Raw genomic sequence first — 25,188 nt, forward strand, 5'->3', positions numbered from 1 at the left:
TCATTGCATTCACTACGATATCACTCATAATTGTATCGTTCACTACCATCGAGTGGCGTATGAGCCTGAGCGGTACGGTCCAGGAAGGGTGTACGTGGTACACCTCCATGGTTTACGGTGTACACCATGAGTACGTCCAGCACGGCAGAGAAGATCGCCGACGCCGCGCAGGCCATCCTGGTGGGCGAGGGCGCCGCGGCCGTGACCATGCGGCGCGTGGCCGACATGGTCGGGGTGTCCCCGATGGCCGCCTACAAGCACTACCCGAGCCGCCAGGCGCTCCTCGACGCGGTCGCCGACCGGGCTTTCCGGGAACTGGCCGGCGGGTGGGGTCGGCGGGCCCCGGACGGCCCCTGGGAGGCCCGCGCGCTCGGCCTCATGGAGGACTTCCTCGACTTCGCCCTGGGGCGGCCGCACCTGTACAGGTTCCTCATGACCGACCGCCGCGAGCGGGCCCGGCGCTTCCCCGACGACTTCGAGGCCGGCGGGTCGCCGTTCGGCATGCTGGTCGTGGTGGTCGAGGAGGGCATGCGCGCGGGGGTGGTGCGCCAGGACGATCCGCTGGAGGTCTCGCTGGCGATGACGTCGTCCGTCCAGGGGCTCGTGCAGCTCTATCTCGGTGGCCGCATCGGGCTGGAGGAGGACGACTTCCGCCGGTTGTGCGAGCGCACCGCGAGGAGGGTTCTCGATGGCGTCCGGAACTGAGCAGCAGTGCCGGTGGCGGCGCAGGGCGTGGATCGCGGGCGCGGCGGCCCTCGTCGTGCTGGTCGCGGCGACGGGGTTAGGGGCCTGGTTCGGCAGCGACCAGGCGATCAAGGTCGTGCACTACGGGACGAGCAACGCCAGGGTGCTCGCCGTGCGGGGCGACATGGTGACGTTGGAGCAGACGCCGCAGACCGGCAAGCCCGGCACGTACTGGCTGGAGTGGAGCGGCGCCTACTCCCTGCTCGGAGACGTCGAGTCCCGCGCGCCCGGACGGGTGACGCGCAAGGTGCTGCGTGGTTCGACCCCCTCTGCGGGCACCCCTGGATATTTCGGCAACGTGCCTCCCGGCGATCCCGAGGTCGCCTGGGGGATCGGCTACACCGAGATCATGGTGCCCACCGAGCTCGGGCCCGCACCCGCCTGGTACGTGCCCGGCAGGGGCGACACGTGGGTCGTCGCCGTACACGGCCAGAACGGGCGGCGCAAGGCGGAGCTGAAGATCCTGCCCGTCGTGCACGAGCTCGGGCTGCCCTTCCTGGACATCAGCTACCGCAACGACGAGGGGGCGCCGCCCTCGCCCGACGGGCTGCTCCACCTGGGCGACACGGAGTGGCGCGACCTGGAGGCCGCCCTGCGCCAGGCGCGGACGATGGGAGCGCGGAGGTTCGTCCTGTACGGCACCTCGATGGGCGGGCAGATCGTCGGCCAGTTCCTGAGCAGGTCGCCGCTCGCGACCACGGTCGAGCGGGTCGTTCTGGACGCGCCCATGATCGATGTGCGGATGACCGCGGAGCAGGGGGCCGGGAACTTCCACCTGCCCGCGTTCCTCGCGGACCTGTCGCGGCAGGTCGTCAGGTGGCGCACCGGCGTCGATACGGACCGGCTCAGCCTGATCCGGTATCCGCCGAAGATCAGGCCGCCCCTCCTGCTGATCCACACCGTTCCCGACGCCGACGATCCGATCCAGTCGTCGCGCGATCTCGTTACCACCGGCAGGCGTCTGGGCTGGGAGATCCAGTTCGAGCCGTTCTCGCGGGGCGGGCACACGGAGGCGTGGAACGTGGATCGCGCCCGCTACGACCGGCTGGTGCGCGAGTTCCTGTCTCCGGCCCGGAACGTCCGGTAGAAGAGGCCGGCATCCTGATCACCGGCCCGTGGTCCCTGCCGGGCGCGCCTACGCCTCCGCGGGATAGGCGAACCGGGTCAGCAGATCCTTCAACTGCTCGGCCTCGCCGGGTCCCAGCCCGGCGACCAGGCGCTCGGCCAGCGGCTCCGCCGCCACATGAGCCGCGTCGAAGAGCGCGAGGCCCTGAGGCGTGATCTCCACCGCCCGCACCCGACGGTCCCCGGGAACGGACTTGCGCACGGCCAGCCCCTTGCGCTCCAGGTCGTCCACGACCCGCATGATCCCCGCCTTGTCCGACCCCGTCGCCGCCGCCAGGTCCCGCTGCACGGTGGGGCCGCGGTCGATCAGCACGATCAGCACGGCGAAATGCCGCAACTCGATGCCGAGCGGCCGAAGCGCCTCGGTCATCACCGAGGCCGCGCGCCAGTGCGCCTGGCGCAGCAGCAGGCCGAGAGCGAAGGGCGAGGTGTCCCCGAGGCGGTCGGTCGCAGGCGAGGCGGTGGTCCTGTCAGGAACGTCGGCGCTCATGAACCCATATTACCAGACATACTTTTATTTGAAACTGTTTCATATGAAATCAAATCTTGCTTCGACGGTGCCCTCCGGATACGTGCGGGGCGGCGTTCGTACCTGTGGAAAGCCGTCCAGCACACCACCAGCGCCAGACCGAACACCGGCAACCACCCCAGCCTGGCCACCACCCACCCCGGCCCGTCGGGCACGGTGTGCAGGCCGGGCAGCCGGCGGCCCGCGAGCAGGCCGAGCGCCATGACCATGATCATCGCGGTCTGGTGCCAGAGGAAGATCGTCATCGCGTACAGGTTCACCAGCGCCACCGCCGCCCACGCCACCGGGCGGCGCAGCACCCGGCGCAGCGGGCCGAGCAGCAGCAGGGCCGCGCCACACTGGGCCAGGCCGAAGGCGACGGCCGCAAGGGTGGGCGGGTCGAGGTTGGAGATCGCCGCCCCCGGCACCCCGACCATGGCCGCCGGATATCCCGCCCAGGCGACCAGCCCCGCCGCGCCCGCCGTCCCGCCGAGCAGCAGCACCCATCCGGCGGTACGGCTCCGCAACCTGCCTTCCGCCCAGGCCGCGCCCAGGGAGTACGGCACCAGCCAGCCGGCCACGACATTGACCCAGCCGAGCCAGGCCGGACCGCCGTCCAGCTGCGGCAGGCCGTACCTGACCGCATCGACGGACGCCACCACGGCCAGCGGCCACAGCGGGTGCAACCGCGACACCAGCGGCGTCGCCGCCGTCAGCACCGCGAACACCAGCAGGAACCACATCGGCGACACCACCAGCTTGACCAGCCCGCGCACGCTCTCCGCCTCGGCTCCCGCGGCGAGCATCGCTACCGCCGCGGCGCTCCAGACCAGCACCACGGCCACGACCGGCCGGAACAGCCGCGCCAGCCGCGCGCCCAGCCACCGCCGGTACGCGGCCGCCCCTGCCCTTGCCCTCGCACTGGAACTCGTCGCACTCGCCTTCGCGCTCCGGCTCCGCGCCGCCGCGTAGCCGCCGACCAGGAAGAACACCGCCAGCGTCTGGAACAGCCAGCTCGCCGGAGCCAGGCCGGGCAGGTGCCGCAGGGGGCTGGTGGTGCGCAACGTGCCGCTGTCGTAGACGATCGCGGTGACCAGCCAGTGGCCCAGCACCACGCCGCCGATGGCCAGCGCGCGAAGCGCGTCCACGGCGCGGTCGCGGCCGGGCGGGGTCTCGCTGTCCACGCGGCGGGCCAGGCCGCGGAGGGCTTCGAACGGGGTGGCGCGCGGGGCCCGGATGCCGGACGCTGGCGGGGTTCGGGTAGGCGGGATGTGGTCTTGGGTGATCTGGGGCGTTCCGGAGGGCCGGGTGCGGTCTTGCGAGGGGTGGGATGCTCCAGGGGCTTGGGGGCCGTCGTGCGAGGGCCGGCGGCTGCCGCCGAGCCTGGGCCGATCACCTGCCACGGCGCACCGCCTCGGAGGCCGGCTTGCGGCCCTGCTCCTTCAGCTCGGCGGTCGCCGGGAAAGCCGTTGGGGAAGCCTTTGCGGGGATCTCCGGTCCGGAGACGATTCGCACGATGGCGTCCAGTGACGGACCGGGCCTGAGGTAGTCGCTGTGCCCGCCGCTCCCCGCCGCGAAGACGCGGGCGCCGAACCGCGGGGAGACCGGGTCCGTGCCGAAGCCCAGAGTGACGAAGGGCAGATGGACGCGCTCGTGCGGCACATGGGCGATCCAGTCGCCGCCGCTACGGCCGGCCCACACCGGGGCCCTGGCACGCAGGGCGGTCACGTCGGGGGCGGCCACGCCGGGGCTGCCGTACAGGATGATGCCGGCGACGTCCATCCCGGAAGCGGCGCGGGCGCAGATCACGGAACCGTACGAGTGGCACAGGAGCGAGACGGCGGCGGCCGGCTTGATCACGGCGAGCTCCCGCACGAACGCCCGCAGACCCGGAGCGGCCTCCTCGGCCCGGCCTTCCGTCAACGCGGCCAGGCTCAGGGTGCTCGGGGTCCGGTAGCCCAGCCACGCGATCACGGCGGCCCGGTCGCCGAGCGCCTGGCGCAGCCTGAGGGCGCCGCCGCGGAGCAGCCCGTACTTGTCGAGGTCGGTGTCGGCGCCGGGCACCAGTACGGCGACGCGCTCGGCCGCGGCCAGGTCTCCGAAGACCTCGACGGCCCGGCCGCCGTCACGCCCGTCGAAGGCGAGGAAGTGGCGGGAGTCGTCCGCCATGTCGCGCAACCTGGCGGCCCGCCACCGGTCGCCGTCACGTTCCGACCTGCCCTCGGCCGCCAGGATCGCGTCCCGGGCGGCGGCGTACCGCTGGCCGAGAACGGAGGGAGTGGCGCTGCGCAGCGGCGCCAGGGGAGGCGGGACGGGCGCACGGACCGCCTCGGGCCGCGCCGCCCCGGAAATGGGCACGGCCACGCAGAGGACGACGAACGCGGTGGCGAGCGCGCGGCCCAACCGCCACACGCCGGGCTGTACGCGCGCGCCGAGCTTCAGCCCACGAAACCGATTCCCCAGCGAACGCCCCGGACCTGCTTGCTCCAGGCTTTCACGCTTCCGGCCTTCACGCTTCCGGCCTTCACGTTCCTGACCTTCACGTTCCGGGCCTGCATACCTTCCGCCTCGATGCTCCCGGCCCTCATGCTTCCCGCCCCCATGCTCCCGGCCTGCGTCCTCCCGGCCTGCGTCCTCCCGGCCTGCGTCCTCCCGGTTTGCATCCTCCTGGCCTTCAGGCTCCGGGCGCGCACGCCCCTCTGCAACGGACGCCCGCCTTGCCCGTGAAACGGAACGCCATCTTCGTCCTCCTCCCCAGCGCCGTTCAGCCGACGAGCGGTCCAAGGAACGGAGGTGCGGCACCACCTTGACTTCGATCACCTAGGCGACGCTGCCGTAAGCCGTGCCGGCCCCACATCGAACCAGAGGGCGCATTCCACGGACCACGGGTGGACCCGAGATGTACGACCGTGGTCCGATGCCCCGCCCAACCACCCGCCGCTACGATCGATCCATGCAGGTCACCGCACCCCTCCCGTTGCTGAGGCGGCTCCCGCCCGGCGTCTGGGCCGTGGTGGCCTGGTGCGCGGGCCTGGCGTTCACGTTCCTCATGCGCGTCAGGTTGCCGGGCGAGATCGAGCCGGCCGTCAGCCCCGGCGTGCTGATCTACCGCTGGGACGGTCTGGCCTCCCTGGCGATCGCGACCGCCCTGGCCGTGACGGGCGGCGTCCGGCTGCGCACAGGGCCGCTTCCCGCGCTGGTTCTGCTGCTGGCCGCAGCGGTGGTGGCGTGCGTTCCACTGGGTGTGGCGGAGATCCCGGCGGCCCAGTTCCTGGCGGTCGACGCCGCCCTCTACTTCATCGCCTCCTCCGCCACGCGCCGCAGGGCGATCGCGGCCCTCGCCATGTCCCTCACCGTGCTGGCCGGATATCTGGTGACCCGGCTGCATTTCGGCTGGGGCGTCGGGACGTCGGCGGAGCTCGCCGTCGCCATGACGGCGGTCATCGCGTGGCTGGTCGGGCGCTCGGCACACCAGGCCCACGAGCACGCGGAAAGCCTGCGCGTCCAGGCCGCCGCGCAGGCGATCACCGGCGAGCGCCTGCGTATCGCCCGCGAGCTCCACGACATGGTGGCCCACAGCATCAGCATCATCGCCCTCCAGGCGGGCGCCGCGCGGCGGGTGATCGACACCCAGCCGGTTCGCGCCCGCGAGGCGCTGGGCGAGATCGAGACGGTCGGTCGTGAGACGCTGTCCGGCCTGCGCCGCATGGTGGGCACCCTCCGCCACCCCGACTCAGACCACGCCCGCAGGCCGGCTACCGGATCGCTTGATCCTCGTGACGCCTGCCAGTCGGCCACCGGGCCATCTGATCCTTATGACGGGCGTCGGGCGGCGAACGCCGGAGAGCCGGATTCGGTTCTCGCGGTGCGAGAGGTGCGGAGCGGGGAGGCCGGGCCGGTCGCGGGGTCGTGGCTCGACCGGGGTCGCGGTCAGGGGGCCGGTGAGCCGGAGCCGGGTGTATGGCCGGGGCTTGATCCGGTTGTCGGGCTGGGAGGGCTGGCCGACGTGGAGAGGTTGGCCGCGACGACGACGGCCGCCGGTGTCGAGGTGCAGGTGCGCTGGCTGGGCGACCGGCGCCCGCTTCCCCCGGAGATCGACGTGTCCGCCTACCGCATCATCCAGGAGGCCCTCACCAACGTGGTCCGTCACTCGAGCATCCCCTCCTGCCAGGTTTCCGTCGACTTCGCCGGTGACGAGGTGATCGTCGAAGTGCTCGATCCTGCCCCTGGGCCCGCGTCCGATCCCGCCTCTACGTCGGACCTCGCCTCCGCGTCCGACCACGCACCCATGCTCCAGTCCGGCTCCATGCCCGACCACGCCCTCATGCCCGACCGCGCGCCCATGCCCGACCACGCTCCTCGCCCCATGGCCGCCTCCGCCGCTGCGTATGGCGCCGGGGGTGATCGGGGCATCGGTCATGGCTCCAGGTCCTCGGGTCGGCGGCGTGGGGGAGGCCGTAAGGCGGCGGATCACACGGCCAGGGCTGGATATGGGCTGGCCGGGATGGGGGAGCGGGTCGCGCTCTTGAACGGTGCCTTCTCCGCAGGGCCGCGCCGGGGAGGCGGCTTTCGCGTGCTGGCCCGCCTGCCCGTGCCGGGACCGGTGCCATGACGGTCCGCGTGCTGCTGGCCGACGACCAGCCGCTGATCCGCACCGCTCTGCAACTGGTCATCACCGACGCCTCGGATCTCGAGCTCGTCGGGGAGGCGGGAACGGGTGCGGAGGCGGCCCGCCTGACCGAGGAGCTGCGCCCCGACGTCGTGGTGATGGACATCCGCATGCCCGGCACCGACGGCATCGAGGCCACCCGCCTGATCAACCAGGGCTCCACCGGCGCCCGCGTCATCGTGCTGACCACGTTCGACGAGGACGACTACGTCTACGGCGCGCTGCGTGCCGGCGCGTCCGGGTTCCTGGTCAAGGACATGGCCCTCGACGACATTCTCGCGGCGATCCGGGTCGTGGCCGCCGGGGACGCGCTGATCGCGCCGAGCGTGACCCGGCGCCTCATCGAGGAGTTCGCCGCCCGCCCGGGGCCTTCCGTCCCGCGCCGGCGCCCGCTCGACGGGATCACCGGCCGCGAGCGCGAGGTGCTGACCCTCATCGCCCGCGGCCTGTCCAATGCGGAGATCGCCGCCGACCTGGTCCTCAGTGTCGCCACCGTCAAGGCGTACGTGACGAGGCTGCTGACGAAGCTGCAGGCCCGTGACCGGGTCCAGCTGGTGATCATCGCCTACGAGGCGGGCCTGGCCTCACCCGGTCAGCAGCCCCCGGACTCGTAGCCGGCGCTGGAGCGCGCCGTCCGCGAGGGTTCGGCACGCGCGAACCGCGCCCGAGCGCCGAACGTGGTCACTGGTCGGTGGGTTCGCGCCACCGGTTGGTGATGGGCAGGCGGCGGTCGCGGCCGAAGTTCTTCGGCGTGATCTTGGGGCCGGGCGGATACTGGCGGCGCTTGTACTCGGCCAGGTCCACGAGCCGGATGATCCTCGTGACCAGCGCCGGATCGTGCCCCGCCGCGATGAGCTCGCGCGAGCCCATGTCCTTCTCCACGTAGTCGTCCAGCAGCCGGTCGAGGATCTCGTACGGCGGCAGCGAGTCGGTGTCGCGCTGGCCGGGCCGCAGCTCGGCGCTCGGCTCCTTGGCGATGGAGTTCTCCGGGATGGGGGCCTTGGCGTCGAGCAGGAACCAGGGCAGCGAGTGGGCGTTGCGCCACTTCGACAGCTCCCACACCATGGTCTTCGGCACGTCCTTGATGGGCGCGAAGCCGCCGGCCGAGTCGCCGTAGAGGGTGGAGTAGCCGGTCGCGAGCTCGCTCTTGTTGCCGGTGGTCAGCACCAGGTGGCCGTGCTGGTTGGACAGGCCCATGAGCATCATGCCGCGGACCCTCGCCTGGAGGTTCTCGGCGGCCAGGCCGGACAGCTCGATCTCCTTTTCGAAGGCGTCGACGACGTTGGCGATGGGCACCATCCGGGCGTTGACGCCCTGCCTGCGCACCAGCTCCTCGGCGTCGGTCACCGAGTGGTCGGAGGAGTAGCGCGACGGCATGAGCACGACGTGCACCCGGGAGGGGCCGATCGCGTCGGAGGCGATGGTGGCGGTCAGCGCCGAGTCGATCCCGCCCGACAGGGCCAGGATGATCGACTGGAAGCCGTTCTTGGCGACGTAGTCGCGCACGGCCAGGACCAGGGCCGCGTACACCTCGGCGTGCGGGTCGAGGCGCTCGGCGATGGTGGCGGGAAGCGGCGGGCGGGGCTCGGCGGGGGTGACGGAGAGCACCTGGCGCTCCACCGTGATGGTGGTGCCGTCACCCGCGTCGTACGGGAACGCGCCCGTCTCTGCGTCCGAGACCGGCAAGTCGAGGTCGACGACCAGCAGCTCCTCCTCGAACTGCCCCGCCCGCGCCACCAGCGCGCCCGAGCCGTCGACCACGATCGAGTCGCCGTCGAAGACCAGCTCGTCCTGCCCGCCGACCTGGTTGGCGTAGGCCAGTGCGCAGCCGGCCTCGCGGGCCCGGCGCGCGCACAGCTCCAGGCGGACGTCGTCCTTCTCCTTCTCGTACGGCGACGCGTTCGGCACGACGAGCAGCCCGGCGCCGGCCTGCCCCACGACGGACACGGGACCGCCCTCCTGCCACAGGTCCTCGCACACCGCGATCGCCACGTCCACGCCGTGCAGCCGGAAGATCGGCAGCCGGTCGCCGCGCACGAAGTAGCGGTATTCGTCGAACACGCCGTAGTTGGGCAGGTGGTGCTTGGCCGTGCGGGCGATCACCTCACCGCCGTGGAGCAGGGCGGCCGCGTCCAGAGGGGCGCCCTTGGGCTGCCCGACCCTGGGCGCCAGCCCCGCCCGGTCGACGTAGCCGGCCACCACCGGCAGCTCGCCCAGGCCCTCCTCCTGGAGCCTGCGCGCCACCTCTTCCAGGGTCCGGATGCTCGCGTCCACGAAGGACGTGCGCAGCACCAGGTCCTCGACGGGGTAGCCGGTGAGGAACATCTCGGTGAAGACCACGAGATCGGCACCGCGCTCGGCGGCGTCGCGGGTCCACTTGACCAGCCGGTCGGCGTTGCCGTCGAGGTCGCCGACGGCCGGGTTGGTCTGTGCGAGGGCGATGCGGAGGTGTGCCACGCCGCCAAGCCTAGTACGGCCGGATCTTTATCCTCAAAGCGACGAAAAGGCTGCCCCATGAATCAGGGGTGGGACCCGCCCCCGGAGGCACGCCTCAGCGGCGCCTGATCGCCGGCCCGAGCAGCAGCATGCCCGCCGCCGAGACCATCCCCACCCCGCCGATCGTGAACCACAGCGGCCCCATCCCGATCGCCAGCAGCGGCCCGCCGAGCAGCGGCGCCAGCACCGCCGCCAGCGACCACGCGAACCCGAACAGCCCGGAGTAGCGCCCGCGCAGCTCCGGCGGCGCCAGCGCGGCCACGATCGTGCCGGCGATGCCCGCCTGGATCACCTCGCCGACCGTCCAGACCGCGACCGTCGCCGCCAGCCCGAACGTGTCGTGCACGAACGCGGTCATGGCGAACCCGAGCGCCATCACCGCCACGCCCAGCGCGAACGTGCGGGACGGGTCGAGGCGCCCCAGCCGGCCGGACACCAGCGGCTGGACGACGACGATCAGCACTCCGTTGAGCGCCATGGCGAGGCCGAACTGCCCCGTCGACAGCCCCACGACGTTGGTCATCGCCACCGGCAGCATGGACATCGTCTGGGAGTAGACCAGCGCCTGGGCCAGCGTCACCAGCGTGAAGCCCACCATCACCCGGTCGCGCAGCACCACGCCGAACCCGCCGGCGGACTCCCGGGCCGGCGGCCTGGTCTCCGGCACGGCCCGCCACACCAGGACGGCGAAGACCACGCTCGTCAGCGCGTCGATCCAGAACAGCCAGACGAACCCGAGCCCCGCCAGCCGCCCGCCGGCCGTCATGCCCACCGCGTAGCCGAGGTTGATCCCCCAGAACAGCAGCCCGTACGCCCGGGGCCGCTCCTCGGGCGAGACCAGGTCGGCGACCAGGGCGTTGGAGGCGGGCCGGTAGATGTCGAGCACGAGCCCCAGCACGAACATGGAGGCCACGATCGACGGCAGCGAGGTGCTGTAGCCGAGCGCCAGCATGGTCGCGGCCGTGGCCAGCATGCCGCCCGCCAGCGTGGCCCGGCGCCCGATCCGGTCGGTGAGCACGCCCGCGAGCAGCTGCGACAGCAGCGAGCCCGCCCCGAACACCCCCATGACCAGGCCCGCGGCCGTCACCGACAGGCCGCGGCTCTGTGTCAGGTAGACGCCGGTGAAGGGCATGACCATGGTGCCCAGGCGGTTCACCAGCGTGCCGCCCCACAGGGCCCAGAACGGGCGGGGCAGCCCGGCGAACTTCGAGCGCAGGAAGGAGGAGCGCTCGGCGGTTGTGCTCGTCACCTGACACAGCTTGAAGGTTCGGCTTGGCGACCGCGAACGATTTAGTGCACGCTAAAAGCATGTCGCTGGCATGGGTGCTGAAACCGGAGGACGTCGCCCGGATCCGATTCGCGTTCTCCCCGATGTGGGAGCTGGTCGCCAGCCTGCGCACGCTGCAGGGGCCGGCCAGGCAGTCCATCCACCTGCCCTGGCTCAAGGCCGTGCGCCCGCGCCTCGCGGAGCTCGACCTGGCGGAGCTGTTCGCGCTCGTGCCCCCGACCGGCTACATCGCCGACTTCGTCACACCGCCGCCCGACACGCCCATGCCGGAGTTCGCCGCCGAGCTCGAACGGGTCAGGAGCGCCGATCCCCGGCAGGCCCGCGCGGAGGCGGCGCGGGTCGCGGGGCCCGGCCGCGGCGGGCTGGAGCGGTTCCTCGCCGACCCCGAGGCGGGGGTGGCCAGGGTCGCGGACGCGCTGGAGACGTACTGGGAGGCGTGCTTCGCGGAGTTCTGGCCGCGCGTGTACGCGCTGCTGGAGCGCGACGTGCTGCGCCGGTCGCGGCAGCTCGCCCAGGGCGGCGCGCGCGAGCTGTTCGCCGGGCTCGCCCCGGCCGTGGAGTGGACGGGGGAGCGGCTGCTCGTCGACAAGCCGTGCCTGCCGGGCGAGCTGCACGGCGACGGGCTGCTCCTGGTGCCGAGCGCCTTCTGGTGGCCGTCCGTGGCCGTGATGGGCGAACCGTACCAGTCGATGCTGGTCTATCCCGTGCTCGGCGTGGGCACGTTGTGGGAGCAGGGGCCGCCGCCCGCGCCCGGCGCGCTCGCCGCGCTGATAGGCCGCAGCAGGGCGCAGATCCTGCTGGCGCTCGCCGAGCCCGCCACCACCTCCGCCCTGGCCACGCGCATGGCGCTCACGCCCGGCGCGGTCAGCCAGCACCTCGGGGTGCTCAGCGGCGGCGGGCTCGCGGTCGGGATGCGCGTCGGCAAGCAGGTCGTCTACCGCCGCACCGCCACCGGCGACACGCTCGCCGGCCAGGCGTGACCCAGACCGGCCACCCGTGATCCAGACCGGCCACCCGTGACCCGAATGGGCCACCCGTGACTCACACAAGCCACTCCTGACTCACACCGGCGGCGCCGGTCAGGCGTAGCGTTTCGACTCCAGCAGCCAGTCGAGGTGGGCGCGCGGCGCCGCGAGGTACGCGCACGCGACCTTGCTGACGTCGCGCGCCTCCTTCGGCGCCAGGTCCTCCAGCGGCAGCCGCCTGGCGGCCTTGTGCATGTCCTGGCAGCGCCCCGTGATCCGGTCGAGCACCCAGGCCGTCGCCTCCCGCTCGCCCAGCCCCAGCTGCCGCATCGCCAGCACCACGAAGTTGTGCACGTCGCCGCGCTCCTTCGGCCGCGAGGCCACGTCGTTGCACCAGGCCGTGACGTCGCTGCAGGCGTCCACGAGCTGCTGCCACGGCTCGCACTCGTGCACCCACGCCGGCACCTCCACCCGCAGGCACGGCTCGACCAGGTCGTAGAGGTACGGCCCCACCGTGCCCCTGCGCAGCGCCGGGTACTCCTCCAGCGTCGGCATCCGGCCCGCCGCCCGGTTGTCGGCCTCGGTGCGGCAGGCGTCGTGCTGGCGCTGCAGCCCGACCGCGAACCTCGCCCGCCACCGGTCGCTCATCCGCGCGCTCGTCACCCGCCACAGGTCCGCGAACGCGGCCTCCAGCGGGTGCCGCGCCGCGCCCCTGAGCATGCCGTCGAAGATGTCCAGCGGGCACGAGCCCTCGTCCAGCTCGTCGTCCAGGTGGAACAGCCACGTCAGCCACTGCGCGAACAGCGCCGCAGCGGCCGCGTCGAACTCGGCGAACGCGCGGCCCGCCATCCGGTGGTAGCCCACGCCCGGGGCGGCGCGCAGCCCGGTCCTCCTGGCCCAGTCGATGACCGCGGCCTCGATCGCGTACACGGCCGGGTGCATCCTGCACGGGGCCGCCATCGCGGGCACCCGCTCGGTGAGCGGGAGCAGCGCCATCGCGGCCGAGCCGCCCCTGCGCGGCAGCGGCAGCAGCGAGGTCAGGGCGGAGCGCAGCCGGGTGCGCACCGTGGCGAACACGGTGCCGCCGGTGGCGGCGTTCAAGGCGGCGGAGGTCTCCGCGGCGGTCTTCACGGCGTTCTTCACGTCGCTTTTCACGTCGCTGCTCACAGCGGGCCGAAGAGCCAGTTGCCCGCGGCGTTGGGGTCGTCGCTGCGGTAGTAGTCGGCGGCGGCCAGGACCAGCTCGTCCACCGTCAGCGCGCCCCGGCCCGTCCGGTCGAGCCGGTCGAACGCCTCGTCCACGTCGTCGTAGGCCACGCCGAACGCGCTCAGCATCGTACGGAACTCGCCCGGCCCGATTCGGCCGTCCCCGTCGCCGTCGCACAGCTCGGCCACCGCCATCGTCGCCGGCCTGAACACCGCGTCGTACTGGTCGCCCGTGACGAACGCCGTCACCATCCCGGTGCGGAAGTCCTGGCGCGCGATGCTGAAGTCGGCGTCGCGCTCCAGCGCCCGCGACAGGGCCGACCAGATCTCGTCGAAGCCGTCGACGAGGCTCGCCCCGGTGACCGAGGTGGGGGACTCCCCGAAGCCCACCAGGATGCGGGCGCCCAGACCCAGCAGGTCCTCACGCTCGACGACGCCGTTGCCGCTCGCGTCGATGTGGTCGAACGCCCGATCGAGTTTGTGATTGAGCAGGTCGATAGCCACCAATGCCTCCCCCGAGACTGACTGCGTGATCACATTAAGTCGGGGCGGGGGGCTTTGTCAGCGAGGCTCGCACCGGCGCACCCCGTAACGTGTGCGAAACACGGGCACGGCATCCTGGTAGAAAGAGCCGTACTGTCGATAGAGGGGACACCGTGGACCGCCAGCAGGAGTTCGTGCTCCGCACGCTCGAGGAACGCGACATCCGGTTCATCCGGCTGTGGTTCACTGACGTGCTCGGCTTCCTCAAGTCCGTCGCGATCGCCCCCGCCGAGCTGGAGGGCGCGTTCGCGGAGGGCATCGGGTTCGACGGCTCGGCCATCGAGGGCTTCGCCCGCGTCTACGAGTCCGACATGCTCGCCAAGCCCGACCCGGCCACGTTCCAGATCCTGCCCTGGCGCAGCGAGACGCCGGGCGCGGGGCGCATCTTCTGCGACATCCTCATGCCCGACGGCTCCCCCTCGCACGCCGACCCGCGCTGGGTGCTCAAGCGCACGCTCGCCAAGTGCGCCGACATGGGCTTCACCTTCTACACCCACCCGGAGATCGAGTTCTTCCTGCTGAAGAACCGCCCCGAGGCGGGCCGCCGCCCTGAGCCGATCGACTCCGGCGGCTACTTCGACCACACGCCCCACAGCGCCGGCCACGACTTCAGGCGCCAGGCGGTGCTGATGCTGGAGTCGATGGGCATCTCCGTCGAGTTCAGCCACCACGAGGGCGCGCCCGGCCAGCAGGAGATCGACCTGCGCTACGCCGACGCGCTCACCACGGCCGACAACATCATGACCTTCCGCCATGTCATGAAGGAGGTCGCGCTGGAGCAGGGCATCTGGGCCTCGTTCATGCCCAAGCCGTTCACCGAGCACCCGGGCTCCGGCATGCACACGCACATGTCGCTGTTCGAGGGCGACAGGAACGCCTTCTACGAGGCCGGGGCCGACTACCGGCTGTCCAAGATCGGGCGCTCGTTCATCGCCGGGCTGCTGCGGCACGCCGCCGAGATCACCGCCATCACCAACCAGTGGATCAACTCCTACAAGCGGCTCTGGGGCGGGGCCGAGGCCATCGCCGGCCAGGGCGGCGAGGCGCCCTCCTACGTCTGCTGGGGCCACAACAACCGCTCGGCCCTGGTCCGGGTGCCGATGTACAAACCGCACAAGGGCGGCTCGACGCGCATCGAGTTCAGGTCGCTCGACTCGGCCTGCAACCCGTACCTCGCCTTCGCGCTCATCCTGGCGGCCGGGCTGAAGGGCATCGAGGAGAGCTACGAGCTGCCCGCCGCGGCCGAGGACAACGTCTGGACGCTGACCAGCGCCGAGCGGCGCGCCCTCGGCATCCAGCCGCTGCCCGGCTCGCTCAACGACGCCATCTCGGTCATGGAGCAGAGCGAGCTGGTCGCCGAGACGCTCGGCGAGCACGTCTTCGACTTCTTCATGCGCAACAAGCGGGCCGAGTGGCGCGAATACCAGCGGCACGTCACCGAGTTCGAGCTGGGGCGCTACCTGCCGGTGCTCTGAGCGTCGCGCAGGTCGCCCGCGTCGAACACGATCTCCCGCAGCAGGTCGGCGCCCGCCCGGTCCACCACGTACGCGCCCGCGGCGGGGGCGGGATCGCCGCTCTTCACCCTGCCCACCAGGCCGTCCCAGTTGCGCCGGTGGCGGGCGAACGTCGCCGGCGCGACCACCCTGCCCCTGGCCCGCTGCCCCGCCAGCGCCACCTCCGGCGGCGCGTCGAGTAAGAGCAGGTGCAGGCTCGCCCGCTGCCCGCGAGCCAGCCAGGCGAAGCCGCGCAGCACGTACGGGCCGCAGCCCCGGTTGTGCGCGACGACCGCGTGGCCGCGGGCCAGCGCCGCTCGGATGCGGCTGAGATGAGTGACGAAGATCACGCCGCGCCGCAGGGGGCGCGGGAGCCAGCCGAGCCGGCCGTACCAGTGCCGCTTGGCCTGGAACGTGTCGATCACCGTGACCGCGCCCACGGTGACGGGCAGGCTCTCCGTGCCGCGCAGCCCGTACAGGCGCCGCAGCAGCGTGGTCTTGCCCGCGCCGGGAAGCCCCGTCAGGACCACCAGGGACCCCGGCGGATACCGCAGTCTCGCCCCCTGCACACCCTCACCCCCGCCTCGTTCTCCTGCTCGTTTTCTACAGCCTCCGCGCGGTGGGCGAGCACGGACGCGGGCCGTGCGCGGGCAGTATCGGCGGATTGGTCGCGGGCCGTGGGAAGGCGGGATAGGGTACGTCCCGACGCCTTGATCGGCCTCACTCCACGCGCGCGTCCGGAGTGAGGCCGATTTTCGTTGCCGCGGCAGGGGGTGCGGGAAGTTCCTGATCCCTTCGAGGCGTTATGACGAGTGCCGATCAGCGTCAGGACCCCCAAGATCTGGCGAAACCGGGAGTCCAGTAAAATCGGTCCGCTCCTATTGACATTTATGGACTTCTCGCCGTATGCGGCGATATTGGAGGATGTGGCATGACGACGGCTGCCCTGCAGACCGTGTTGACCGTTCCCCAGCGCTTCCGGGGGCCCGCGGGCATCGCCAACGGCGGCTGGATCGCCGGCACCATGGCGGAGGCGCTGAACGGTGGCCGATCAGCCGTCGAGGTCACGCTGCACGCCCCCACCCCTTTGGAAACCGAGCTGCGCCTGGAGCACGTCGCCAACACCGTCTCCCTCTCCGACGGCGACAAGCTGCTGGTCGAGGCCATCCCCGTGGCCGAGGACCTGGAGGGTCCGGGCTTCGTGCCGTTCAACGACGCCGCCCGCGCCGAGGCGGGGTTCGTGGGCCTGAAGGCACACCCGTTCGCCGAGTGCTTCGCCTGCGGCCTGCGCGAGCCGGGCGACGGCCTGCGCATCTTCCCCGGCCCGGTGGAGGGCACCGACCTGGTGGCGGCCGGGTGGCGGGTGCCGTTCACGGTGACGGGCGAGGACGGCGTGCCCGCCTCGATCGTCGGCGCGGTGCTCGACTGCATCACCGGCTGGGCCCACTTCGGCCCCGGCGAGACCGCGCTGCTCGGCCGCATCGCCGTGCAGATCCACCGCCCGGTCACCCCCGGCGGCCGCTACTCCGTGGTGGCCCGCCCGACCGGCCGCGACGGGCGCAAGATGTACGGCCAGAGCGCCATCTACGAGATGGACGGCACGCTCGTCGCCGCCGCCCGCGCGACCTGGATCGCTCCACGCTGAATGCGCTTCGTCCGGCGGTGACGCGGGTGGCGACGGCCGAGACGGAGCGGTCGTCGAGCAGGATCGTCCTCCGGCACCGCGTCCGCGCCGACTCTCCAGTGACGGATAATTTGCCTGATATGCGTATTACCGTGATCGAGCACGAGGCCGAAGCCGGCCTCGGATACCTCGCCGGGTGGCTGGGGCTGCCCTGTGACGTCGTGCGGCCGTACCTCGGCGAGGAGATCCCCGCGCGCCCGGCGGACGGGCTCATCGTGCTCGGGGGCGCGGCGGCGGCCTGGGAGGACGAGCGCAGCCCCTGGCAGCCCGCCACCCGCGACCTGCTGCGCCTGGCGGTCGCCGAGAGCGTCCCCACGCTGGCCGTCTGCCTCGGGGCGCAGCTGCTGACCATGGCCTGCGGCGGCACGGTCGAGCGGGGCGCGAACGGGCTGGAGGTGGGCGCGTGCGAGGTGGTCCCGCTGCCCGCCGCCGCCTCCGACCCGCTGCTGGCGGGCGTCGGCACGGCCGTGGCCGTCCAGTATCACCAGGACGCCATGACGCGGCTGCCGGACGGCGCGGTGCCGCTGATGACCGGCTCCCGGTACGCGAACCAGGCCTATCGGCTCGGGTCGGCTGCCTGGGCGGTCCAGTTCCATCCGGAGGCCACGCCGGAGATCTTCGCCTCCTGGACCGCCGGCTCGGGCCTGGAGGGGGCCTCGGAGCTCAACGCCGGGGTCAAGGCGGCGGAGGGCGCGCTGGTCGCGACCTGGCGGCCGGTGGCGCAGGCGTTCGCCGCGGTGATCGCGGCCCGCGCCCGCACCTGAACCCGCGCCCGCGAGGCCGTACTACGGCCGGCTCCCGCCGGGTGGGGGAACCTGCCTGGAGGCGCGCGCACGGGGGCGGGTGAGGCAGCGGGCCAGGAGGTGCACGCCGCCCGCCACCGCCGGGAACGCCGCGAGCCCCGCCCAGCCCGACTCGCCGGCCCGCACCGGCACCCCGGCGGTGCGCAGGCGCCGCCAGGCCCACGCCGTGAACGGGAGGACGACGAGGGGCGAGGTCACCAGCCCGGGCGTGTACCGCCGTGCCGCCGCGGCCTGCGCCAGGTGCACCACCCCGTGCGCCCCGAACCCCAGCAGCGCGGCCTGGAAGACGGGACTGCGCCCGCCCGTACGCGCCCCCAGCGCCGAGGCCCCCGCCATCACCCCGCCCATGAGCCCGATGGCCACGGTGGCGTGCCGTTGCGACACCTCGGGGAACCAGGGCCACCGCTCGTGGGCCTGGCGCGTCCAGCGCGCCATGGTCGCCAGTTCCTCCGCGTCGTGCACCGCCCACGCGGCGAGCAGGCCCCACGTGACACCGGGTGAAACCATCCGAAAGCACCTCCTCCGAAACACAACGCAACGTTGCGTTCCTATTGTACGCCGGAAGTGGCTGTCAAGATGGAGGGGTGCCCAGGATCGAATCCACCGCCGCGAGACTCGCCAAGCTCGGCTTCGCCGACGGCGCGAGAGCGGCGCAGCTCGTCCGCCAGGCGGGAGCCGAGATGGACGACCTCCTGGAGCTGCTGGTCGACGTGGCCGACCCGGACCAGGCGCTGGTCTCGCTGACCCGCCTGGCCGAGCGCGACCCCGCAGTGCTCGGCGCCGTTCGCGAGGACGAGCGGCTGCGCGCCCGGCTGCCGGCCGTGCTGGGGGTCAGCGCCGCCCTCGGCGAACATCTGGTGCGCCACCCCGGCCACGTCGCGCTCCTCGCCCGGCCGCGACTGGGCGACGCGCGAGCCGAGCTGCTGCGCGCCGTCGGCGCCGTGCCCGGAGAGGCTCTCGCGCCCGAAGCCGCCGCAGGCGCCGCGCCAGGTGACGACCTCGTGCCCGGAGACGCGTCCGGGGCCGTGCCCGGAGACGCGTCCGGGGCCGTGCCCGGGGACGGCATCGCGCCGGGAGAGGCCGCCGGAGCCGCCCCCGCGCCCGGGGAGCCGCGCTGGGTCGCCACCGCCGACGACCCGCTCAACGCCCTCCGCGTGGCCTACCGGGGCCGGTTGATGCATCTGGCCGCGCGCGACCTCACGGGCGAGGCCTCGCTGTCGGAGGTCATGGCCGAGCTGTCCGACCTGGCGGGCGCCGCCCTGGAGGCCGCGCTCGCCATCGCGCGGGCCGAGGTGGACGAGGCCGACGTACGCCTGGCCGTCATCGGCATGGGCAAGTGCGGCGCCCGCGAGCTCAACTACATCAGCGACGTGGACGTCATCTTCGTGGCCGAGCCGCGCGAGGGCGCCGACGAGGCCAAGGCGCTGCGTACGGCGACCCGGCTGGCCCAGGCCATGATGCGGGCCTGCTCCACCACCACCTCCGAGGGCTCCCTGTGGGAGGTCGACGCGGGCCTGCGGCCGGAGGGCAGGTCGGGGCCGCTGGTGCGCACGCTCGGCAGCCACCTGGCCTACTACCGGCGCTGGGCCAAGACGTGGGAGTTCCAGGCGCTGCTCAAGGCCCGGCCGGTCGCGGGCGACGCCGAGCTGGGCGCGGCCTACGTCGAGGCGGCCAACGACCTCGTGTGGTCGGCCGCCACCCGCGACAACTTCGTCGAGGACGTGCAGGCCATGCGCCGCCGCGTCGAGGCGCACGCGCGCTCGGAGGGCGACCGCCAGCTCAAGCTGGGCCCGGGCGGCCTGCGCGACATCGAGTTCGCGGTGCAGCTGCTCCAGCTCGTGCACGGCAGGCTCGACCCGCTGCTGCGGCGCAGGGCCACGCTGCCCGCGCTGGCCGCGCTGTCCAGGGGCGGCTACGTCGGCCGCGACGACTCGCGCGGCCTGGCGGAGGCGTACTCGTTCCTGCGCCAGGTCGAGCACCTGCTCCAGCTGCACCGGCTGCGGCGCACCCACATCGTGCCCACCGGCGAGGAGGACCTGCGCCGGCTCGGCCGGGCGCTCGGCATGCAGGCCGACCCGGTGGGGGAGTTCACGGCGAGGTGGCGGCGGCACGCGATGGAGGCGCGGCGGCTGCACGAGAAGCTGTTCTACCGGCCGCTGCTGCAGGCCGTGTCGCGGCTGCAGGAGGCCGAGGCGCGGCTGCCGGCGACGGCGGCCCAGGCGCGGCTGGAGGCGCTCGGCTACGTCGATCCCGCCGGCGCGCTGCGCCACATCGCCGCGCTGGCCTCCGGCGTGTCCAGGCGGGCGGCCATCCAGCGCACGCTGCTGCCCGTCATGCTCGGCTGGTTCGCCGACACGCCCGACCCGGACGGCGCGCTGCTGGGCTTCAGGCAGGTGAGCGACAAGCTGGGCACCACGCCGTGGTATCTGCGGCTGCTGCGCGACGAGACGGCCGTGGCCGCCCGGATGTCGCGCGTGCTCGGCACCAGCCGCTACGCGACCGGCCTGATCCTGCACGCGCCCGACGCGGTCGCGATGCTCGGCTCCGACGCGGAGCTGGCCGTGCGCTCGCGCGAGTCGCTGGCCAACGAGGCTTCGGCGGCGGTCTCCCGGCACGGGGGCGACCCGGAGAGCGCCGTCGCGGCCGTGCGGGCGCTGCGGCGCAAGGAGCTGTTCCGTACGGCGGTGGCCGACATCTCCGGGCTCATCGACATCGAGACGGTCGGCGGCGCCCTGTCGGCGCTCAACGACGTGACCCTGCAGGCCGCGCTCGACGTCGCCCTCGCCAAGGCCCCTGACGTCACCGGGTTCGCCGTCATCGCGATGGGCCGGCTCGGCGGCATGGAGTGCTCCTACGCCAGCGACGCCGACGTCATGTTCGTGCACTCGCCGCTGCCCGGGGTGGCCGAGCGGGAGGCCACCGACGCCGCCTTCGCCGTGGCCAACGAGGTGCGCCGGCTGCTCGCGCTGCCCGCCCCCGACCCGCCGCTGGTCATCGACCCCGACCTGCGCCCCGAAGGGCGGCAGGGGCCGCTGGTGCGCACGCTGGCCTCCTACCGCGCCTACTACGCGCGCTGGTCGTCGCCGTGGGAGTCGCAGGCGCTGCTGCGGGCCAGGTTCTCGGCGGGCGACCGGGAGCTCGGCGCGCGGTTCGTGTCGATGGTCGACGAGCTGCGCTACCCGGCGGGCGGGCTGCACGACGACGCGGTGAGGGAGATCCGGCGGCTCAAGGCCCGCATGGAGGCCGAGCGCCTGCCGCGCGGCGCCGACCCGGCCCTGCACACCAAGCTGGGCCCCGGCGGGCTGTCCGACGTGGAGTGGGTGGCCCAGCTGCTCCAGCTGCGCCACGCGGGGGAGCTGCCGTCGCTGCGCACCACCCGTACGCTGGAGGCCCTGCGCGCGGCCGTGGGAGAGGGCCTGCTCGCCCCGGCCGACGAGGCCGTGCTGGCCGAGGCGTGGCGCTTCGCCTCCCGCATCCGTGACGCGATCATGCTGGTCAAGGGCCGGCCGGGCGACAGCGTCCCGCGCGACTCCGGCGAGCGCAAGCTGATCGCCCGCACGCTCGGCTACCCCCCGGACGGCTCCGAGGACTTCCTCGACGATTACCGCCGCGTGACCCGCCGCGCACGCCAGGTGGTGGAACGGGTCTTCTACGGGGCTTGATCCGGCACCGCCCGCGGGTGTATCAAGGCCCGCGTGTTATCCGTATACGTGGATCTGGCGCTCGGCCTGACGGTGTCGTTCCTGCTGCTGTCGCTGCTGGTGAGCGGGCTCAACGAGGCGGTCGTGCGGCTGCTGTCCATCCGCAGCAAGTTCCTGTGGGCCTACCTCAGGGACACCATGGACGGCTCCGACGCCCAGGGCAGGTCATGGCTGCCGGCGAACCCGGGCGAGGTCTTCGCGGCGCTGCCCTTCACCCGCGACCCGCGCCCACAGCACAGCGACCAGCCCTCCCCGGCCCAGCCGGGCGAGCTGCCGGAGCGCGAGGACAAGGCCGAGGACGCCATGGTCAAGCTGCTCTACCAGCGCGTCCAGGAGATCGACCACCCGAAGTCCGGCCGTACGAGCATCGCGAACATCCCCCCAGGGCGGTTCGCGGTGGCGCTGATGGAGCTGGCCGCGAGCGAGCCGGACGGCGTCGAGGGGTTCCTGGGCAAGCTCAGATCCATGGGCAGCCCTCTCTACGGCCACCTCAAGGGCGTGTGGGAGACGGCGCAGCGCGACCTCGACCGGTTCAGGCAGGGGGTGGAGACCTGGTTCGACGGGGAGATGCAGCGGCTGTCCATGCTCTACAAGCGCTACGTCAAGTGGGTGGTCGCCGTGCTCGGCCTGCTCGTGACGCTGGTGTTCACGATGGACGGGCTGGAGTACGCCAAGACCCTGCTGCGCGACAACGCCCTGCGCGCCTCGGTGACGGCCGTCGCGGGGGCCGGGCCCGGCGCGTACGAGGAGCTGAAGGCCCGCTGCGGCGGGGACGACCCCGTGCGGTGCGTCACCGAGACGCTCAGCCAGCCGGCGCTCGTCACGATGGTCGACCACGCGCTGGTCAGCGTGTCGTTCCCGGCGGAGGGCGATCCCGTCGTGCGCTGGAACGGCGGCGCCTGGTGGGACCGGATCACCACGCCGAGCCACTGGCCGGGCTTCCTGCTGACGTACGTGGCGCTGCTGTTCGGTGCGCCGTTCTGGTGGGACGTGCTGCGGCGCGTCACCGGCCTCAGGTCCCGGCGCTGAGCCGCGCCCGGGTACGGAGGAAAGCCCTATCGTGGGTCGGATGGAGACGCAGCGTTTGATCATGCGCAGATGGCGCGAGGAGGACAGGGAGCCCTTCGCCGCCATGAACGCCGACCCGGAGGTCATGGAGCACTTCCCGGCGCCGCTCACCCGCGCGGAGAGCGACCACTTCGTCGACAGGATCGAGGAGGAGTTCGGCAAGCACGGCTTCGGGCTGTGGGCGCTGGAGGTGCGTGAGAGCGGCGAGTTCATCGGCTTCACCGGCCTGATCCGGCAGACGTTCGACGCGCCGTTCCTGCCCGCGTGGGAGATCGGGTGGCGGCTCGCGCGGCCCGCCTGGGGGCAGGGGTACGCGACCGAGGCGGCCAGGCAGGCCGTCGGGTACGCCTTCGGGGAGGCGGGGCTGGACGAGATCATCTCCATGACGGCCGAGCGGAACACGCGCTCGCAGGCCGTGATGAAGCGCCTCGGAATGACGCACCTGGCGGACTTCGAGCACCCGCGGCTCCCCAAGGACAGCCCCCTGCTGCCCCACGTGGTCTACCACCTCGAGCGCCCCTAGCCGTACCGCTCTCAGGTGCTCATCGCGTAGAGGACGTCCCGCAGGGCCGGCTCGCGGCCCCGCAGCCAGACCAGCCGCAGCGCCAGGGGCGGCGCGTCGGAGTCGAGCGTCACGAGCGCGCCGGAGGCGAGGTCCGGCTCCAGGACGAAGTCCGGCAGCAGCGCGCTGCCGAGCCCCTGCCTCGCCCACTCGCGGGCGGTGGCGATGCTGGTCAGTTCCCTGCGCGGCACCTCCGCGCCGAACGTCCGGTCGGCGGCCAGCCGGATCGAGCAGCCGGGCGCGCTGACCAGCAGCGGCTCACGATCGCCGTCCGGGGCCGCGACCAGCGACAGCTTGACCTCGCCCACGTCCACGAAGTCCAGGTGGCCGGGCTCCACGGCGGAACCACCGCCCCCAACTCCCGTCCCCGCACCGGTCCTTGTCTCCGCACCGGTCCTTGTCCCCGCACCGGCTCCCGTCCCCGCGCCGGCCCGGGCTCCGGCCGCGGCTCCCGCTCTGGTTGGGCCTTCGGAGGTGGAGCTCTGGGTGGGGGCGGGCGGCAGGGGGAAGCCCAGGCCGCCGATCCGCAGGCCCGTGTCCAGCAGCAGCGCCGCGTCCAGCTCGCCGCTCGCCAGCCCCGCCAGCAGCGGCTGCCGGGTCAGCGAGCACACGTCCACGTCCAGGTCGGGGCGGCGCTCCGCCAGGCGGCGGATCACGGCCGGCAGCCGGGCCGCGGCCAGCATCTCCAGCGCGCCGATCCGCACCCGGCGCCGCTGCCCCGTGACGGCACGGCGTACCTCGTCGGCGTGGTCGAGCAGCCCCTGCGCCCGGGCCAGCAGCGCCGCGCCCGGCCCGGTCAGGCGCATCCCCTGGGGCGTGCGCTCGAACAGCGCCACCCCTAGGCTGCGCTCCAGCCTGCGCACCTGCTCCGACACCGACGCGGGCGCGAGGCCCAGGCTGTTGGCCGCGCCGGTGACGGTGCCCGCCCCCGCCACGGCAACGAACCCCCGCAACTGCCGCAAATCCATAAATGTCAGCATACGGTTTTCCCGAACGCCCCCTGAGGCCGCGCCTGTTGAGCGGACATGCGGCGTTTCAGCAGGCTGAGCCGCATGATGTTCGGATTCTCCCTCGCCTACTTCCTCGTGATCCTCGACACGACCGTGCTGACGATCGCGCTGCCCGACCTGCGCGACTCGCTCGGCGGCTCGCTGGCCGGGCAGCAGTGGGCGGTGAACGCGTACACGGTCGCCTTCGCCGCCTCGCTGCTCGTCGGGGGAGCGGTGGCCGACCGGTACGGCGCGGCCCGGATCTTCAAGGCCGGCGTGGCGGCGTTCGGGGTGATCTCCCTGCTGAGCGCCGCGGCGCCGCACCTCGGCGTGCTCATCGGGCTGCGTGCCCTGCTCGGCGTCGCGGGGGCGCTGTGCACCGGCGGCTCGCTCGGCCTGCTCGGCCAGCTCTTCCCCGACCCGGCCGCCCGCGCCCGCGCCACCGGCCTGTGGGCGGCCATCACCGGCAGCGCTCTCGCCGCCGGACCGCTGCTCGGCGGCCTCCTCGTGGACTTGTCCGGCTGGCGGGCCGTCTTCCTGCTCAACCCGCCCATCGCGTTGATCAGCCTGCTCGTCATGCGCCGCGTCGGCTCGCCGCGCGGCCACCGCGAGATCGACTGGCGGGTGCAGGCGCTGGCCTGCGCGTTCCTGGGCCTGGTCGCGGAGGCGTTGATCGACGCGTCGGCGGTGGCGGGCGTGCTGGGGGTGGCCGCCCTCGCGGCGCTGGTGCTGGCGGAGCGCCGCAGCCACGCGCCCGCCCTGCCCGGCGGCCTGCTCGCGGCCACCTGGCCGGAACTGCTCGCGGGCGCCGCGGCCAACTTCGCCTTCTCCGGCGCGCTGTTCGTGCTGACCCTGCTCCTCCAGGACACCCGCCACCTGGCGCCGATGGCGGCCGGGCTGGCGTTCCTGCCGATGACGATCCCCATGACCGTGAACCCGCTGCTCACCGGACGCCTGGTGGCCCGCTACGGCCCCCGCCCGCCGATCGTGGCCGGTCTCGCCCTGCTCGCGGCCGGCCTGACCGGCGTCGCGCTCACGGACGCGCTGACGCTGTGGCTGCTGGTGACGGGCTTCGGGCTGTCGTTCGTGCTGCCCGCGCTGATGGCCGGCATGGTCAACAGCGCGCCGCCCGGCACGGCGGGCACGGCGGGCGGCGTCCTGAACGCCTTCCGCCAGGTCGGCGCCACCCTCGGCGTGGCGGTCATGGGCGTCGTCGGCCGGCCCCTGCTGGTGGCCGCGCTCCTGACGGCGCTGACGCTCGCCGCCTACGCCCTGGCCGCCCGGCGCGCCCGCACCCCCATCCCGGCCTGAGGCGACCGGACGGGCTCGGGGCGACCGGACGGGC

At 73.1% G+C, this 25,188-nt stretch carries 22 protein-coding genes; 12 read left to right on the forward strand and 10 right to left on the reverse strand.

Translation table 11 applies throughout. The features are described from left to right. Positions 1 to 126: 126 nt before the first annotated feature. Together FH608_RS24570 and FH608_RS24575 are read left to right on the forward strand one after the other, a co-directional pair. Complete coding sequence (locus FH608_RS24570) at positions 127 to 705, forward strand: TetR/AcrR family transcriptional regulator (protein ID WP_139632955.1); 579 nt, start codon at positions 127 to 129, stop codon at positions 703 to 705. Further along, on the forward strand, positions 689 to 1,831 hold the full coding sequence (locus tag FH608_RS24575) for an alpha/beta hydrolase family protein (protein WP_139632956.1): 1,143 nt from the start codon (positions 689 to 691) through the stop codon (positions 1,829 to 1,831). The genes FH608_RS24570 and FH608_RS24575 overlap by 17 nt, the downstream gene beginning before the upstream one ends. 48 nt (positions 1,832 to 1,879) lie before the next feature. On the opposite strand, the gene FH608_RS24580 is transcribed toward FH608_RS24575, so the two are convergent. The 3 genes from FH608_RS24580 to FH608_RS24590 all read right to left on the reverse strand — a co-directional run bounded on the left by FH608_RS24580 (position 1,880) and on the right by FH608_RS24590 (position 4,789). Then, on the reverse strand, positions 1,880 to 2,359 hold the full coding sequence (locus FH608_RS24580) for a MarR family winged helix-turn-helix transcriptional regulator (protein WP_139632957.1): 480 nt from the start codon (positions 2,357 to 2,359) through the stop codon (positions 1,880 to 1,882). After that, positions 2,356 to 3,561 (reverse strand): acyltransferase family protein, encoded by a 1,206-nt coding sequence (locus FH608_RS24585; RefSeq protein WP_226899845.1) that lies wholly within the window; start codon positions 3,559 to 3,561, stop codon positions 2,356 to 2,358. The genes FH608_RS24580 and FH608_RS24585 overlap by 4 nt, the downstream gene beginning before the upstream one ends. Before the next feature lie 208 nt (positions 3,562 to 3,769). Continuing rightward, positions 3,770 to 4,789: an alpha/beta hydrolase gene (locus FH608_RS24590; RefSeq protein WP_139632958.1), complete on the reverse strand. Its 1,020-nt coding sequence runs from the start codon at positions 4,787 to 4,789 to the stop codon at positions 3,770 to 3,772. Between the two features lie 541 nt (positions 4,790 to 5,330). Between FH608_RS24590 and FH608_RS52930 the strand changes: the two genes are divergently transcribed. Beyond that, positions 5,331 to 6,989 carry a sensor histidine kinase gene (locus FH608_RS52930; RefSeq protein ID WP_226899846.1) on the forward strand — a complete coding sequence of 553 codons (1,659 nt, stop codon included), beginning with the start codon at positions 5,331 to 5,333 and terminating at the stop codon, positions 6,987 to 6,989. Further along, entirely contained in the window at positions 6,986 to 7,660 is a 675-nt protein-coding gene (locus tag FH608_RS24605) for a response regulator (RefSeq protein WP_139632959.1), read from the forward strand. Before FH608_RS52930 ends, FH608_RS24605 begins: the two co-directional genes overlap by 4 nt. Before the next feature lie 67 nt (positions 7,661 to 7,727). Here FH608_RS24605 and FH608_RS24610 read toward each other — a convergent pair whose 3' ends face one another. Further along, positions 7,728 to 9,503 carry an NAD+ synthase gene (locus FH608_RS24610; protein ID WP_139632960.1) on the reverse strand — a complete coding sequence of 592 codons (1,776 nt, stop codon included), beginning with the start codon at positions 9,501 to 9,503 and terminating at the stop codon, positions 7,728 to 7,730. Between the two features lie 94 nt (positions 9,504 to 9,597). Beyond that, entirely contained in the window at positions 9,598 to 10,791 is a 1,194-nt protein-coding gene (locus FH608_RS24615; RefSeq protein ID WP_139632961.1) for an MDR family MFS transporter, read from the reverse strand. A 59-nt stretch (positions 10,792 to 10,850) separates the two neighbouring features. Between FH608_RS24615 and FH608_RS24620 the strand changes: the two genes are divergently transcribed. Beyond that, positions 10,851 to 11,810, forward strand: coding sequence for a DUF5937 family protein (locus FH608_RS24620; RefSeq protein ID WP_139632962.1), 960 nt, complete (start codon positions 10,851 to 10,853; stop codon positions 11,808 to 11,810). Positions 11,811 to 11,909: 99 nt separating this feature from the next. Here FH608_RS24620 and FH608_RS24625 read toward each other — a convergent pair whose 3' ends face one another. Continuing rightward, on the reverse strand, positions 11,910 to 12,950 hold the full coding sequence (locus tag FH608_RS24625; protein ID WP_193318602.1) for a terpene synthase family protein: 1,041 nt from the start codon (positions 12,948 to 12,950) through the stop codon (positions 11,910 to 11,912). Positions 12,951 to 12,958: 8 nt separating this feature from the next. Further along, positions 12,959 to 13,504 (reverse strand): EF-hand domain-containing protein, encoded by a 546-nt coding sequence (locus tag FH608_RS24630; protein ID WP_139632963.1) that lies wholly within the window; start codon positions 13,502 to 13,504, stop codon positions 12,959 to 12,961. 152 nt (positions 13,505 to 13,656) lie between these two features. On the opposite strand from FH608_RS24630, the gene glnA reads away from it, so the two are divergent. Continuing rightward, the gene (gene glnA, locus FH608_RS24635; RefSeq protein ID WP_139632964.1) at positions 13,657 to 15,018 is read left to right on the forward strand and encodes a type I glutamate--ammonia ligase; all 1,362 of its coding nucleotides are present in this window, start codon (positions 13,657 to 13,659) and stop codon (positions 15,016 to 15,018) included. Here glnA and FH608_RS24640 read toward each other — a convergent pair. Continuing rightward, complete coding sequence (locus FH608_RS24640) at positions 15,000 to 15,605, reverse strand: AAA family ATPase (protein ID WP_139632965.1); 606 nt, start codon at positions 15,603 to 15,605, stop codon at positions 15,000 to 15,002. The genes glnA and FH608_RS24640 overlap by 19 nt on opposite strands. A gap of 362 nt (positions 15,606 to 15,967) precedes the next feature. On the opposite strand from FH608_RS24640, the gene FH608_RS24645 reads away from it, so the two are divergent. Further along, positions 15,968 to 16,681 (forward strand): PaaI family thioesterase, encoded by a 714-nt coding sequence (locus tag FH608_RS24645; protein WP_139632966.1) that lies wholly within the window; start codon positions 15,968 to 15,970, stop codon positions 16,679 to 16,681. Positions 16,682 to 16,800: 119 nt separating this feature from the next. After that, entirely contained in the window at positions 16,801 to 17,484 is a 684-nt protein-coding gene (locus FH608_RS24650) for a type 1 glutamine amidotransferase (protein ID WP_139632967.1), read from the forward strand. Between the two features lie 21 nt (positions 17,485 to 17,505). Here the strand turns inward: FH608_RS24650 and FH608_RS24655 are convergent, their stop codons facing one another. After that, the gene (locus tag FH608_RS24655) at positions 17,506 to 18,030 is read right to left on the reverse strand and encodes an HXXEE domain-containing protein (RefSeq protein WP_139632968.1); all 525 of its coding nucleotides are present in this window, start codon (positions 18,028 to 18,030) and stop codon (positions 17,506 to 17,508) included. Positions 18,031 to 18,107: 77 nt separating this feature from the next. On the opposite strand from FH608_RS24655, the gene FH608_RS24660 reads away from it, so the two are divergent. From FH608_RS24660 to FH608_RS24670, 3 genes are read left to right on the forward strand one after another with little or no spacing between them, the layout of a single operon-like run. Continuing rightward, positions 18,108 to 21,185: a bifunctional [glutamine synthetase] adenylyltransferase/[glutamine synthetase]-adenylyl-L-tyrosine phosphorylase gene (locus FH608_RS24660; protein ID WP_139632969.1), complete on the forward strand. Its 3,078-nt coding sequence runs from the start codon at positions 18,108 to 18,110 to the stop codon at positions 21,183 to 21,185. Positions 21,186 to 21,218: 33 nt separating this feature from the next. Then, complete coding sequence (locus FH608_RS24665) at positions 21,219 to 22,253, forward strand: hypothetical protein (protein ID WP_139632970.1); 1,035 nt, start codon at positions 21,219 to 21,221, stop codon at positions 22,251 to 22,253. A 40-nt stretch (positions 22,254 to 22,293) separates the two neighbouring features. After that, positions 22,294 to 22,815 carry a GNAT family N-acetyltransferase gene (locus FH608_RS24670; RefSeq protein WP_139632971.1) on the forward strand — a complete coding sequence of 174 codons (522 nt, stop codon included), beginning with the start codon at positions 22,294 to 22,296 and terminating at the stop codon, positions 22,813 to 22,815. A gap of 11 nt (positions 22,816 to 22,826) precedes the next feature. On the opposite strand, the gene FH608_RS52935 is transcribed toward FH608_RS24670, so the two are convergent. Continuing rightward, a complete protein-coding gene (locus tag FH608_RS52935) occupies positions 22,827 to 23,822 on the reverse strand; it encodes a LysR family transcriptional regulator (protein ID WP_226899847.1) in 996 nt (331 codons plus the stop codon). A 57-nt stretch (positions 23,823 to 23,879) separates the two neighbouring features. Here FH608_RS52935 and FH608_RS24685 point away from each other — a divergent pair, with 57 nt between their 5' ends. Further along, complete coding sequence (locus FH608_RS24685; protein WP_226899848.1) at positions 23,880 to 25,154, forward strand: MFS transporter; 1,275 nt, start codon at positions 23,880 to 23,882, stop codon at positions 25,152 to 25,154. The last annotated feature ends 34 nt before the right edge of the window (positions 25,155 to 25,188 follow it).

The sequence above is a fragment of the Nonomuraea phyllanthi genome (assembly GCF_006334985.2).
Lineage (GTDB): Bacteria > Actinomycetota > Actinomycetes > Streptosporangiales > Streptosporangiaceae > Nonomuraea > Nonomuraea phyllanthi.